Source organism: Ruminiclostridium josui JCM 17888 (assembly GCF_000526495.1).
GTDB lineage: Bacteria > Bacillota > Clostridia > Acetivibrionales > DSM-1351 > Ruminiclostridium > Ruminiclostridium josui.
In genome coordinates this window covers 2,211,501-2,225,713 of the sequence record NZ_JAGE01000001.1, presented here as the reverse complement: position 1 = coordinate 2,225,713, position 14,213 = coordinate 2,211,501, and the positions used below count along the sequence as shown (strand labels likewise).

The window sequence follows — 14,213 nt, the reverse complement described above, 5'->3', positions numbered from 1 at the left end:
ATAGACTAATTATTTCGGCATTTTACCATATATATTTTATGATTCTTATTAATCCTTAATATTATGCAAGTACTCATTGAAATTAATGAGCCCAGAACTGCCAACATCATATCTTTCTGGGAATCCCATAAGTCCCCTTGATAGCCCAAAAAAACTTCTATACGTCCATCACTTAAAAACATTGCTGAAAACATTTGGAAAATCTCATACATTGACGCTGCAGCAAGAATAATTATCACAGAAAGCATACACGAACCTATATATCTGATTCGCAGCCTGTAATATATGCTTTCCAAAACTGGTATTGAAATAAGTAAACCGAATACAAAACTAACCATTCTGTCAAAATGGTTCCTTTGCATACCAAAGAATCTGCTAACCCAAGCTCCTATAGGACAAGCAGCATATGTATAATGAGCCCCTACCGCATGTAAAACCAATACCACCAGAACGCAGAAATACGCAGTATTTGTAAGCCTGTTTTTTGTATATAAAAACACAAGTGCTGTCAATACAATAATGGGTATAATACTTTCATACCACCATACAAAGTTATCAACAGGTTTTATTGATAGAATAACAAAAACTATGACATAAACAGCTATCATAGCATGCAGAACATGATTTTTTCTAAAAGGAATTCTATTTTTTCTTGTGTCAAGAAGTGAAATTTTTTTCATGAATTTAGACATATCCTATCTCCAATCAAATTATATTCGTGCAGTTTTCACCATCCTGGCTTTTCAGGCAATTTTTATGGTAAAATTATAAGACAGTTAGAGGTCTTCTCACAGTATTATATATACTTATATACTACGCAAATATGTTTAAAAAAGGTGATGAATATAATGAACTCTTTGGGTATCCTAAAAGACAAATTCGGCAACATTATAGGTCAGATGATAAAATATGGACTTGTAGGTATAACTAATACACTTATCACTGTAATAGTACTTTTTGTTCTTCAGAATGCTTTTGGTGTTTCTTACAAGCTTGCAAACGGTGCAGGCTATATATGCGGATTTATAAACAGTTTTATTTTAAATAAATTATGGACATTCAAAGGTAATCAAAAATCCACATTAAATCAGTTCATACGGTTTGCACTGGTGTTTGTAGGATGCTATGCAGTACAGCTAGGATTTGTTATTCTTCTTGTGGAACAAATTCACATTGAAAAAAATATTTCTCAGCTTATAGGAATGGTTTTTTATACTCTTGTAAGCTTTTTGCTCAATAAGATGTTTACTTTCAAAGATTAGCAGAAAAAACCGGCTTAATTCCTTGCAATGTTACAAATACTACTTGTAACTAAATCAAGGAGGTTGGCAAATTATGCAGGAAGAACTTGTTTTTCTCTATACAAATTTATCAGATGCAAAAAACGCTCTAGGCAGTTTGAAGGATAAGGGAATACGAAAAGCATACTTGACTACTACTGAATTTGGACTTCACATAGGTATAAGCCAGAAACAGTTAATTAAAAAATTTCCCGGAGCTTTCCCGTCAACTGTTGTAAAAGTGGTAGCTGAAGTGGAACCCCATAATAAAGAAAATGCAGTTTCAATCTTAGAAGAAAGTTTTGGAGTTGAAGATATTAAAATATTAAAGGATTATTACACCAAAAGATGAATATTATATATTAGGAAAACTTAACCAGTAGAGTCAAATACTAGGAATGCGGGGTGATAGTGTGAAAGCTATTATTATGGCAGGCGGCGAAGGCTCTAGACTCCGACCCCTTACTTGTGATTTACCAAAACCGATGGTTCCTATCATGAACAAGCCTGTATTGGAACATACTATTGGTTTACTAAAAAGTTATGGTATTACAGATATTGGTATGACTCTGTTGTATCATCCTCAAATAATCAAAGACTACTTTGGCAACGGACATTCTTATGGAGTAAATATATATTACTTTCTTGAAGAATCTCCTTTAGGTACTGCAGGCGGTATAAAAAATGCCAAAGACTTTTTAGATGAGACCTTTATTGTAATAAGCGGTGATTCTCTTACTGATTTGGATATTCATAAAGCTCTGAAATATCACCAATCCAAAAAGTCCATTGCGACACTTGTACTTGCAAAGGTTGATGTCCCTCTGGAATATGGAGTTGTTTTAACGGATGAAGATGGCTCTGTAAAGGGATTTGTTGAGAAGCCCAGTTGGGGTGAGATTTTCAGCGATATGGTTAACACCGGTATATATATACTGGAGCCGGAAATTCTTAGCTACATTGAACCGGGTAAAAATATGGATTTCAGTCAGGATGTATTTCCTGCTCTCTTATCCTCATCCAAAAAAATCTTTGGCTATGTCACCAATGACTACTGGTGCGACATAGGCGATACACATTCTTATATAAACTCCCATTGTGATATTCTCAATGGAAAACTAAAAATAAATATTGGTGACCAATTTAATGAGGACGTATGGATAGGTCCCGGTACGATTATTGATAAAAGTGCCCGGATTATACCACCGTGTGTAATAGGCTCCAATTGTAAAATCGGCAGTGGTTCAGTTATCGGAAGCCATACTGTAATCGGAAATAATACAATAGTCAAAAACAATGTATCTGTGGTAAGAAGTATTTTATGGGACAACTGCTATGTTGAAAATGGAAGTGAACTCAGAGGAGCGATACTGTGTAATCATGTTAATCTTAAGAATTATGTCTCAGTATTCGAAAATTCGGTAATAGGCGCAGGTTGCAAAATAAATGAAAGGTCTATAATAAAGCCAAATATACGGCTTTGGCCGGAAAAAGTTGTAGAACCCCTTGCCATAGTTGATAGAAATTTGATTTGGGGTTCAAAACGCAATAGTAAGATTTTTGGAGAAAATGGTATATCAGGTATTATAAATGTAGATATTTCCCCTGAATACGCTACAAGACTTGGCGCTGCATATGGCTCTCACCTTAAAACAGGCTCTAAAGTTGTAGTCAGCTCTACTAATTCAAATTCAGCCCGGATGTTTAAGCATGCTTTTATTTCCGGAATACTCTCTGTGGGTATTGAAGTTTTCAATATGAGCAGCCTTCTTACTCCAATATCAAGATATGCCATAAGCTATCTAAAAACAGAGGGCGGAATCCATATAAAGACAGATATGGATAATCCCAACTTAATAAGAGTGGATTTTATGGATTCAAGAGGAACTTCAATTGGTAAGTTCTCTGAGCGCAAAATAGAAAATTCTTTCTTCCGTGAAGATTTTAAAAGATGCTCATCCCAGCAAATCAGCAGATTAAATAACATTACTGATTTCAGTAGTTTTTATGTTAAAAACCTAACTGAAAGTACAAATATACATGCTATAAAGCAGCATAGTCTCAGAATATGTATATTTTCCAAATCTGAATTTGTTTTATCGATTGTAGGCCCTATGCTTACAAACATGGGCTGCCAGACTATTTGTTATGAAAACTACTCTGATATATCCTCAGTAACTTCAGTATTAGTTGAAACTAATTGCGAATTTGGTGCTATAATTGACAGTAACGGTGAAAATCTTTCTCTAATAAGTCGAGAAGGAATTGTTGTAAAAGATGATTTGTTTGAGGCTTTTATCTCTCTTATTATTTTTAAAAGGTCACCGGGAACAACCTTCTATGTACCTATTACAAGTTCTAATGTAATAGAAAGGCTTGCTTCAAGATATCGTTGCGTTGTGAAAAGAACTAAAAATTCTCTACAAGCTGTTATGAATGAGATTTTAAGTGAAAGGAGCAACTCAGCGGGCTCTGACCAGCTTATACTTAACTTTGATGCCATAGCAGGCCTTGTTAAAATAATTGAATACATGTGTGTGTCGGGGATAACCTTAAACCAACTGCTTTTAGAAATCCCCAAAATCTACATAGACAGAAAAAGCGTTTACTGTCCCTGGGAGTTAAAAGGTACGGTAATGCGAAGAATAATAAATGATAATAAAGACAAAAAAGCTGAACTTCTAGATGGAATAAAGATATACCTAGAAGACGGCTGGGTGCTTATAATACCTGATGCCGATACTCCGGCTTTTAAAATAATTTCTGAAGGCAGTTCTGCAATTACAGCCAAAGAACATTGTGTCAGATTTCACAATATTGTAGAAAGGATTATTACAAACTGTTAATATGAGATCAATTACAGCAGAAGAAAACCATGAAGGTAAAAAGATTGACCGTGTAGTACGTGATTTTTTCCCCAATCTTGCCTCTGGTATGCTATACAAAGCACTTCGAAAAAAGGATATAAAAGTAAATGGAATACGAATAAAAGAGGATTATATAGTCAGCTGCGGAGATAAGATAGATGTCTATATTATTGATGATTATCTGTTTGGCCGCAACGACGAGGGTTTTTCAGTAGTTTATGATGATGAGAATCTTTTGATTGTAAACAAGGAGGCTGGTATTCCTGTTCATCCCGATAAAAATCAAAAAGAAGCAACTTTGATTGATAAGCTCAAAAGCATATATGGTCCCAATCTGGCCTTATGCCACAGACTTGACAGAAATACCAGCGGTCTTGTGATTATTGCAAAAAATAATCACACCCTTGAAGTTATGCTAGATAAAATAAAAGAAAGAGAAATACAGAAATACTACAACTGCATTGTATCAGGTATAATGGAAAAAAAGAAGGCCGAATTAGTTGATTATCTTGACAAAAACGAAAAACTCAGCAGGGTATTTATAACCTCTGAGAAAACCAAAAATTCTCTTCAGATAATAACCAGATACCGTGTTATTGATTCTTTTAATTCCCTCAGTTTGCTTGAGGTAGAGCTGGTTACAGGCAGAACCCATCAAATAAGAGCTCATCTTGCCTACTATGGTCATCCTATAATCGGAGACGGTAAATATGGCAAAAACGCCGAAAACAAGAAATATAACGCCAAACATCAGCTTCTTTGTGCTAGCAGGCTTACTTTTGACTTTCAAAGTTCTGCAAAACACTTAAATTATCTGAATAAGAAAACCATTACCATTGACCCGCCATTCAGTCTAAAGCAGGTAGTCGGTAATCAGAATAAAAGGCTGTGAGCAAAAAAAGGGAGTGTTGCAAAACAGAAAGTTTTTTATTTTAATACCTGTACTCCCGTATAAAATTGTATCAATGATTGCTTCCAAGATATTTGCAAGTGTTTCTAGCGGCTCATCATAAGATAAAAATAAGTTTTGCGACACTCCCCGGTTTTTTGCTTTTACTTCTTCATAAACATCTCCACAAACAGCTTTCCGTATGTGGGACTTTCCACTACACCAATACCCGTGTGAGTAAATTCTTTATTGTATATATTGTTTCCGCTTTCCTTCAGCCATGCTGCCAAAGCCTTTTCCATTGATTGATTTCCTGCAAGGTTCTCCCCTGCAATACTGAACTTTACACCGTACTTTTTCATCATATCAAATGGAGTTCCGTAGTATGAAGATGTATGGCTGAAGTAATTGTTGTTTTTCATATCAGTTGCCTTCATTCTGGCTAACTTTAAAAGTTCTTCATCAAAAGCCAAAGGATTCAATCCTTTCTCTTTTCTGGCCTTATTAACCAAATCCAACATGGCCTTTTCATCTGGTGAAGCATCTATAACCTTAGCTGCAACAGTCTTCTGTGCAGTGGTATTAACAGTATTTTTGGCTGTCTTGACCTGATTTGTTTTTGCTGTTGTTGTTTTGGGCTCAGTAATTTTTAAATATCGGGATGATACTGCACCAATATTCCCATTAGTGCTGTCATAAACCGCATACCACTCCCCAAGTTTTCCCATAACAGTTAACTTTTGCCCTTTTTTCAGTTTGGCCAGACTGTCAAACTTGGTATTCGGCCCTGTACGTAAATTCACATCCTGAGCCGTAACTGTTCCGGATGTTGACGCTACCTGTTGATAAGATTGTGATGCATCTACCTTGTACTGTAATGTGCTTACAGGTAAAAAAGTAAATGCCGAAACCATAATACTCAATACTATCGCTGTTTTTTTCCTTGTTTTCACTGTAACCCCTCCTGCTTTTTAACTAACTATATTTGGATAAATACCCTTATGTTGATAGTATTGACATGTTTTCCGTAATTATTTACAATCTTGAGAAATATTATTAAAATAACAAAAAAACAGACAGACACCATAATAATATGATGTTCTGCCTGTTTTGTATTTTATATTATTTATTAATATGCTTTGCCCCAGTATACCATTGATTTTGCCGGTTTTCCGCAGCACATACACTTGTCTGACAGCTGCTCCTGCTCAAAAGGCATACATCTTGCAGTTGCACCAGTCTTTTCCTTAACCAAATCTTCACACTCTCTGTCACCACACCACATGCCTTTTACAAAACCAGGTGTAGCATTTATAATTTGCTCAAACTCATCAATAGTTGTAGCAGTATAAGTCTTTTTATCCCTTAGCTCTCTGGCCTTTTCAAAAAGTGACTTCTGTATATCTGTGAGAGTGTTTTCAACTGCTTCTTCCAAATTGTCTAAAGAAATAAATATCTTTTCTCTGTTATCTCTTCTTACCAGCACAGCCTGATTCTTTTCAATATCTTTTGGTCCTATTTCAAGACGCAGTGGAACACCTTTCATCTCATATTCACTGAATTTCCATCCGGGCATTTTGTCACTGTCGTCCATTTTTACTCTGAACTTAGCGGAAAGCTTGTCCTTTAATTCATTTGCTTTCTCCAAAACACCTTCCTTATGCTGAGAAACAGGTATTATAATCACCTGTGTAGGTGCTACTGCCGGAGGAAGAACCAAACCACTGTCATCCCCGTGTACCATTATGATAGCACCTATAAGACGAGTAGTCACACCCCATGATGTCTGATGTACATATTGGAGTTGATTGTTCTTGTCTGTATATTGAATATCAAAAGCCCTTGCAAAGCCATCTCCAAAATTGTGGGATGTACCTGACTGTAAAGCCTTACCGTCATGCATAAGACTCTCAATAGTGTAGGTAGCCTGAGCTCCTGCAAACTTTTCTTTGTCGGTCTTTCTTCCTTTTATAACAGGTATTGCAAGTACATTTTCCAAAACATCAGCATATACGTTAAGCATTTTTATGGTCTCTTCTTGAGCTTCCTCAGCTGTAGCATGTGCAGTATGCCCTTCCTGCCACAGAAATTCTAGTGTTCTCAAAAACGGCCTTGTAGTCTTTTCCCATCTTACTACAGAACACCATTGATTGTAGAGCTTTGGCAAATCCCTATAGGATTGGATAGAATTTGAATAATGCTCGCAAAACAAGGTTTCTGATGTAGGTCTTACGCAAAGCCTTTCTGTGAGTTTTTCATCTCCTCCGTGAGTTACCCATGCAACTTCTGGTGCAAATCCTTCAACATGCTCCTTTTCCTTTAATAGTAAGCTCTCAGGTATGAACATAGGCATATACACATTTTCATGTCCTGTAGCCTTAAATCGTGTATCCAATGCCTTCTGAAGATTTTCCCATATTGCATAGCCATAAGGCTTGATAACCATACAGCCTCTAACACTTGAGTAATCTACAAGTTCAGCCTTCTTTATAACATCGGTATACCACTGAGCGAAATCATCATTCATAGAAGTTATTTCTTCTACAAGTTTTTTATCCTTAGCCATCGTTACCTCCAGTACTGTATTCGAACACTTAATTTATATTTATTAATCAGTAATCTGCCTGCCTACATATTTAACAAGCTAGGCAGATAAGCCGAAAAAGTTCTAACTACTATTATATAATATATTTACCATGGTATGTCAATACACTTGCACAGGCCATAATAGATATAATATAATGTGCTTGTACATTAATTAAAAAATTGGAGAATGCCATGAAAGTTGGAATAGGCCAGGATAGCCACAAATTTGATTTTCAAAACAACACTAAAAAGTTTATACTAGGCGGCGTGGTTTTTGATGATGTAACACCATTAGATGGAAACAGCGATGCAGATGTAGTTCTCCATGCACTTACCAACGCAATATCCGGTGTAACTTGCGTTAATATACTTGGAAAAGTCAGCGATGAAATGTGCCTTGAAAGAGGAATTACAGACAGCTCCGAATATTTAAAAGAGGCCTTAAAATATTTGGTTGATGTTAAGATTGTACATGTATCTATTTCAATAGAATGTTCCTACCCCAAAATATCACCCAAAATTCCTGAAATGCGGAAGTCAATATCCGAGCTTTTAAGTATTCCGGAAAATTGTGTTGGCATAACAGCTACAACTGGAGAAGGGCTAACAGCATTTGGTCAGGGTAAAGGTGTACAGGCCTTTTGTATAGTTACTGCAATATAAAGAAACTGTTAGTCTAAATTTCAATAACTTTGTTTATAAATTCCATATTGTCCATTATGTGGGAAACTATAATGAGAATCCCTTTAAATTCATTATTTTTTAAATTATCCATTATGATGTCCCTTGTTTCAACGTCTACATTTGAAATAGGCTCATCAAGTATTACAATGTCCTTGTTCAAAAGCATTGCCCGTATAAAGGCAATTACCTGAGCCTGCCCACCCGAAACTCCGGCTGTATTCTGGGATATTTCTGAATCCAAGCCATTTGGAAGTCTGTTTATGTACGATTCCAGATTTAATTGACTTATTAGTAACTCAACATCCTCTCGATTCTTCTCCTTCTGACCATATAGTATATTATCCAGAACAGTCCCTTTGAATAGAAAAATACTTTGGGACACAATACCGACTCTAGCCCTTAGGCTTTTCTTATTTATAGTGGATAAATCGGTATTATTAAATAGTATCTTTCCTTCATCCGGCGTATATAACCCAGTCAGAAGCTTTATGAGTGTTGATTTTCCTGAACCGTTTTCACCACGTAAAAGGACCTTTTCGCCTTTGTTTATTTCAAAGCTTAATGAATTGATAACGTTTTTAGCATTGCTGTTATATCTGAAAGATACATTTTGTACCTTAATGGAATCAATTTCACTTTCTATGTTCTCTGTTTTTCCATCATCTTCACCCTTCATGTCTAACAGTTCATACAATCTTTCTATACTCAGACATGCTGGCTTTATCATTGTTCCCGTTGAGGCCAACCCCTGACTGGCACCAAAAACTCTGCCTATGTACAAGGAAAATGAAGTATACAAACCTACTGAAAATTGCCCTTTGATTATCAAAATTCCTGATACCAGTAATATTAAAAGTGTTCCAAAATTATTGGCAACTGTAATGTTCTCCACAAATAGTAATATAGACTTACTTTGTTTTATACTCTTTTTAACAAGATCATCAAGCTTGCTTTTAAATTTGTTAAGCTGATTTTCTTTCCCATTAAGTAGCTTAATGTCTTCTATACCATTTATAATTTCAAAACATTCTCCATTTAGTACAGCATTGGACTCCATCATTTGCTCTGTTATTTTAACAAATCCTCCTGCTGATGCCTTTGAAGCAAAATAAAAAGCTGGAGATAATATCACAGCCACCGTGGCCAATTTATAATTCAGTGAGAACATGGCAACTGCCGCAGCCACTGCATCAATCAAGCTAACAAACATACCAATAATTGACGGTGAAAAAACAACACTAACGTTTCCGCACTCTCCTATTCTGCTTTGAACATAACCCTTTTCAGTACTGGACAAATAACTCATTGGTAAGTCCAAAACCTTACTGATAACAGAATGTCGCATTTCATTAGTAACCTCATTACTTACCTTAGCAAATAAATATTTTGAAGCAAAAGAAATAACATACCGCAGAATATACAGTAGCGCTATAATTAACACATAATAATAGAGTTCCTTATAGCTTTTTGAACCAGTAACGGTGTTATCAAGTACATGTCCTATGAAATAAGGAATAGGTGTCGATATAGTAGAACATAAAAGCAAGCCTATTATACCTATAACAAAAATAAATCTATGCTTTTTGATAAATGGTATGACTTTAAATAAACTACTTAATTTTCCCATATTTGTAAATCCTCTCCGAATTTTATATATTCATTATGAAATACATACACGGAAAAGGTCAAGTTTTAATTTTGAAAACCTACTTTTCTTGGCAAGATATTATTGACTCTCCCATTATTAAATCCTCGGGAGTAGTAATTTTTATGTTCTGATAGCTGCCTTCTACAATTTTAACGGGTATGCCCAATTTTTCAACCAGAACCATATCATCCGTTCCTATATAGCCATTTTGCAAAGCTTTATCATGTGCACTCTTTATAATGTCATACATAAATCCCTGAGGTGTTTGAATACTCCACAGGTTGTTTCTGTCCGGGGTTGACTGCACAAATCCCTTCTCATCCGAAATCTTAATAGTATCCTTTGACCGAACCCCGATTCCGCAAGCACCAAACGCTCTTGCAGCGTTTATACAATCTACAATATTTTTATTCGTTACAAAAGGTCTTGCACCATCATGAATCAATACAATGCCTTTTTCATCCCTAATAGAACAAAGTCCCTTATAAACCGAATTTTGCCGTTCAGCGCCTCCGCTTACAAGGGAAATCACCTTTGTAAAATTAAATTCTTCAACTATTTCATGCCTGCAAAAATTTATATCAGACTCATTAACAACAAGTATTATATCATCAACCTCAGAACAACTTTCAAATACACTTATTGTTCTAGCAAGTACAGGTATTCCGGCTATTTTTAAATACTGCTTATTAATGCTGGAATTCATCCTTGTACCTTTTCCTGCCGCAGTTATAATAGCAGTTACTTTATTAGATATATAATTTGAGTTCAAATCGAAATACCTCCATATATTATGTAAAGTTAATCTTTTATATTGGGTTTTACAAAAACCATACGGCCTGCGGAAGTCTGAAGCACGCTTGTTACCATTACGGGTATTGTCTGACCAAGGTAATTTTTACCTCCGTCTACTACAATCATGGTTCCATCCTCCAAAAACCCTACACCTTGCCCATTTTCCTTTCCTTCCTTCACGACCAGTATATTCATTTCCTCCCCAGGTAGAGCAACGGGTTTAACCGCATTGGCAAGGTCGTTTATATTGAGAACCTGTATTCCCTTTAGAGCTGCAACTTTTGTAAGGTTATAATCTATGGTTACCAGTTTACATTTTAGCTTTTGGGCTGTTTTAAGGAGTTTTTCATCAACTTCCTGTATATCAGGGAAATCTGTTTCGTCTATCTTTACAATATTATTGCCTTCCTTTTGAAGCAGATTAAGTATATCCAGTCCTCTTCTTCCTCTAGCCCTTCTTAGCCCATCTGCCGAGTCAGCAATATGCCTTAATTCGTCAAGTACATATGACGGAATTACAATTTCACCCTCCAAAAATCCTGCATTAAATATATCAAGAATCCTCCCGTCAATAATTGTGCATGTGTCAACTAGTTTTTTATTACGAGAGGAAGACTGTTCCTTAAAAATATCTGCTATACTTTCATTTTTCTTTCTTTGAGACAGAATAACTCCCATAAGTCCGAACAGTATATTTATAATAACTGCAAATGGGAGCCCTATTATCTGAATTTTTATTATTGGTATACTTACAAGGTTTGCAACAATGAGTCCTAGTATAAGTCCTGCGGCCCCTAAAATCAATTCTGACATTGTTACATTCTGTATCCATTTTTCAATCTTATCAATAAAGCCCGTAAGCACTTCAATTATCTTAGCCGCCATAAAATAAAAAAGCGCACAGAAAACAGATGAAAACAGTATAACCAAAGGTACCTTTAAGTTTTCACCAATTCTTATATTCATTGATAAAATTGTATGTAAAATAGTAAATCCGGTAATAGCTCCTAGAATAGAAAAAGATATTTTAATAATCCTGTTTAGCACATTCATTCTCCTTCAAAAGCTTTTCAGCCATAAAGGTATTCTTGGATTTTATTCTCAACTTCATGCTGATTAATGCCTTTTGCAAGAACCAATTCACTTATTAATATTTGTTTGGCACTGCTTAACATTTTTCTCTCGCCTGTAGAAAGTCCTTTTTCCTTTTCTCTTTGCATAAGGCTTCGAACAACATCAGCTACCTCAAAAATGTCACCACTTTTAATCTTGACCATATTTTCCCTATAGCGTTTATTCCAATTGCATGGAATTTCATGCTGGCCATTCTTCAAAAAATTAAAGACATCGTCAGCTTCTGAAACACTTATTACTCCTCTTATACCTATATCAGTAATGTTGTTGGTAGGTATCATAACCTTTAAATCACCAATAGGTATTTTCATGATATAATAGCTGCATTTCTTTCCAAGTATTTCTCTCTCCTCTATGGATTCGATAACACCCGCACCATGCATGGGATATACAATTTTATCTCCTACGTTATACATAGCATTCCTCCATAAAAAGTAACGCAAATTTATCCAATATTTGTATATCCAAAAGCTCTTGTGAATCTAAAAAAATTATCTATATTCAGTCAAGCTGTAGTTAAAATAAATCAAAAATACTAAAACGCACTAATACTATAGTTGAGTGCGTTTGGATTAATTTATATAAAATTGTCTTAATAATTTAAGTATACTACAAACAATATTCAATGTCAAAAATCAAACATATCTATTAACATTTATGGTTATTTCTGTTAAATATTGTTTTTTGGGGTTTGACAGTACTAAAAGGTAAAAGTATAATAAAATCAGACATCTAGATACTGAGGTGAATCACATGAAGGATATGCTTGTAGATGATTTTCAATACACTGCACAAGAACTGCTTGTAAGAAATAAGAGTATTCTAGACTTAATTACAAAATATCAGGATTCAAATTCTAGAGTAAACAGAGCAATCATTAAATCTGTTACTCAATGTGGCTGCTTAACCATCAATGCCCACAAACAAGATATTCCTGCTGATACCAGCCTTGATGAAATGAAAAACTCTGTGGAAGGGCATGTGGAAGGTACTTTGTGTGACAATTGCAGAGATGCCATAGAACGTGATATTGGAAGAAATCTGTTTTATCTGGCTTCTATCTGTAACACATTGGATTTAAATCTTTATGATATTATTCTGAAGGAAAACGACAGAATACGTATGCTAGGTAAATATAATCTGAGATGATTAAAAGGGATTAATAATCATGTTAATCCCTTTATTTTATTTCTTTGATAAATCGACTAATATATTGACCTTTTATCCATTAAAGCCTGTTCTTTGATTCTTGAAAGGCCTTCTGTAATGGATTTTGCTCGTACTTCGCCTATGCCTTCTACTTTGTCCAAATCTTCTATACTTGCCTTAATTATTCCCTGCAGATTATGAAATTCACCAATTATATTTTTCATTATGGTTACAGGAAGTTTTGGTAGTCGACTCAACATCCTATATCCTCTTGGAGAAACGGTACTATCCAGTGAAACGGCAGCTCCTGAGAATCCCAATAATTTTGCAACACTTGCAAGATCTACAAGTTCATCGTTTGACAAATTGCGAAGTTGCTTTATTATGTCATTTGTATTTTGCCCGTCTTTTCTTATTTGATAATCTTCAATAACAAGCCATACATTGTTCTCTACATTCTGAAGAAGTTCCTCTAACTGCATACTGATAAGTCTTCCTTCATTGCCCAATTCACAAATATATCTGTCAATCTCATCGACAATTCTCATTACCATTTCTGTTCTCTGGATAACATATGCCACATCGTTAAGTGTAACTATGTCTTCTAATTCCAGTACATTTAAATTCTTTATTGCTGAATCAAGTACACTTTTATACTTTTCCAGCGTTTGCAAAGCCTGATTCGCACGAGTTAATATTGTAGAAGTATCTCTTAGTATATATTTCCTGTTATCTTTGTAAAGGGTAATAACATTTCGTCTTTGGGAAATACATAAGACTATCTCCCCTGTCTGTTTTGCAAATCTCTCTGCTGTTTTATGTCTGGTTCCTGTTTCAGTTGTTACTATACTAGCGTCAGGTATAAGGAGTGCATTTGCATACAAAATTACCTTTAAGTCCTTACTGATTACTATTGCTCCATCCATTTTTGCAAGTTCATAAAGGTGTGATGAAGTATAAGGTTTATTTATAGTAAATCCGCCATCAACGATTTTTATTACCTCTGGAGAGTCCCCGATTACAATCAAAGCACCGGTTTTTGCCTTTAATATGTTTTCCAGGCCCTCTCGGAGAGAAGTTCCCGGTGCCATCATCCTTAAAACATCTAAAAAGCTGTCATTTTTCAATCTCTCCAACCTCATTTTAAATTGCTCCTCCATTTGCCTCTATTCTTTATATTT

14 protein-coding genes are annotated in these 14,213 nt (G+C 35.2%); 6 read left to right on the top strand and 8 right to left on the bottom strand.

The genetic code is table 11. The features are described 5' to 3' along the window. Positions 1-5 precede the first annotated feature (5 nt). On the bottom strand, positions 6-692 hold the full coding sequence (locus K412_RS0110310; RefSeq protein WP_024833039.1) for a DUF2238 domain-containing protein: 687 nt from the start codon (positions 690-692) through the stop codon (positions 6-8). A 156-nt stretch (positions 693-848) separates the two neighbouring features. On the opposite strand from K412_RS0110310, the gene K412_RS0110305 reads away from it, so the two are divergent. The 4 genes from K412_RS0110305 (at position 849) to K412_RS0110290 (ending at position 5,039) form a co-directional block, all read left to right on the top strand. Continuing rightward, positions 849-1,262: a GtrA family protein gene (locus K412_RS0110305; RefSeq protein WP_024833038.1), complete on the top strand. Its 414-nt coding sequence runs from the start codon at positions 849-851 to the stop codon at positions 1,260-1,262. Positions 1,263-1,335: 73 nt separating this feature from the next. Further along, positions 1,336-1,632 carry a hypothetical protein gene (locus K412_RS0110300; protein WP_024833037.1) on the top strand — a complete coding sequence of 99 codons (297 nt, stop codon included), beginning with the start codon at positions 1,336-1,338 and terminating at the stop codon, positions 1,630-1,632. Positions 1,633-1,693: 61 nt separating this feature from the next. Then, positions 1,694-4,126, top strand: coding sequence for a mannose-1-phosphate guanyltransferase (locus K412_RS0110295; protein ID WP_024833036.1), 2,433 nt, complete (start codon positions 1,694-1,696; stop codon positions 4,124-4,126). Position 4,127: 1 nt separating this feature from the next. Further along, positions 4,128-5,039 carry an RluA family pseudouridine synthase gene (locus K412_RS0110290; RefSeq protein ID WP_024833035.1) on the top strand — a complete coding sequence of 304 codons (912 nt, stop codon included), beginning with the start codon at positions 4,128-4,130 and terminating at the stop codon, positions 5,037-5,039. Between the two features lie 161 nt (positions 5,040-5,200). On the opposite strand, the gene K412_RS0110285 is transcribed toward K412_RS0110290, so the two are convergent. Together K412_RS0110285 and proS are read right to left on the bottom strand one after the other, a co-directional pair. Next, complete coding sequence (locus tag K412_RS0110285; protein WP_024833034.1) at positions 5,201-5,989, bottom strand: CAP domain-containing protein; 789 nt, start codon at positions 5,987-5,989, stop codon at positions 5,201-5,203. 176 nt (positions 5,990-6,165) lie between these two features. Beyond that, entirely contained in the window at positions 6,166-7,602 is a 1,437-nt protein-coding gene (gene proS, locus K412_RS0110280; RefSeq protein WP_024833033.1) for a proline--tRNA ligase, read from the bottom strand. Between the two features lie 212 nt (positions 7,603-7,814). On the opposite strand from proS, the gene ispF reads away from it, so the two are divergent. Then, positions 7,815-8,285, top strand: coding sequence for a 2-C-methyl-D-erythritol 2,4-cyclodiphosphate synthase (gene ispF, locus K412_RS0110275; protein ID WP_024833032.1), 471 nt, complete (start codon positions 7,815-7,817; stop codon positions 8,283-8,285). Positions 8,286-8,298: 13 nt separating this feature from the next. On the opposite strand, the gene K412_RS0110270 is transcribed toward ispF, so the two are convergent. From K412_RS0110270 to K412_RS0110255, 4 genes are all read right to left on the bottom strand, one after another. Next, the gene (locus K412_RS0110270) at positions 8,299-9,933 is read right to left on the bottom strand and encodes an ABC transporter ATP-binding protein (RefSeq protein ID WP_024833031.1); all 1,635 of its coding nucleotides are present in this window, start codon (positions 9,931-9,933) and stop codon (positions 8,299-8,301) included. 79 nt (positions 9,934-10,012) lie between these two features. Next, positions 10,013-10,726, bottom strand: coding sequence for a 2-C-methyl-D-erythritol 4-phosphate cytidylyltransferase (gene ispD, locus K412_RS0110265; protein ID WP_024833030.1), 714 nt, complete (start codon positions 10,724-10,726; stop codon positions 10,013-10,015). 29 nt (positions 10,727-10,755) lie between these two features. Beyond that, positions 10,756-11,796, bottom strand: coding sequence for a PIN/TRAM domain-containing protein (locus K412_RS0110260; RefSeq protein ID WP_024833029.1), 1,041 nt, complete (start codon positions 11,794-11,796; stop codon positions 10,756-10,758). A 23-nt stretch (positions 11,797-11,819) separates the two neighbouring features. After that, complete coding sequence (locus K412_RS0110255) at positions 11,820-12,299, bottom strand: CarD family transcriptional regulator (RefSeq protein ID WP_024833028.1); 480 nt, start codon at positions 12,297-12,299, stop codon at positions 11,820-11,822. 337 nt (positions 12,300-12,636) lie between these two features. Between K412_RS0110255 and K412_RS0110250 the strand changes: the two genes are divergently transcribed. Beyond that, the gene (locus tag K412_RS0110250) at positions 12,637-13,032 is read left to right on the top strand and encodes a hypothetical protein (RefSeq protein ID WP_024833027.1); all 396 of its coding nucleotides are present in this window, start codon (positions 12,637-12,639) and stop codon (positions 13,030-13,032) included. Between the two features lie 56 nt (positions 13,033-13,088). Here K412_RS0110250 and disA read toward each other — a convergent pair whose 3' ends face one another. Then, on the bottom strand, positions 13,089-14,174 hold the full coding sequence (disA, locus tag K412_RS0110245; protein ID WP_024833026.1) for a DNA integrity scanning diadenylate cyclase DisA: 1,086 nt from the start codon (positions 14,172-14,174) through the stop codon (positions 13,089-13,091). Positions 14,175-14,213 lie beyond the last annotated feature (39 nt).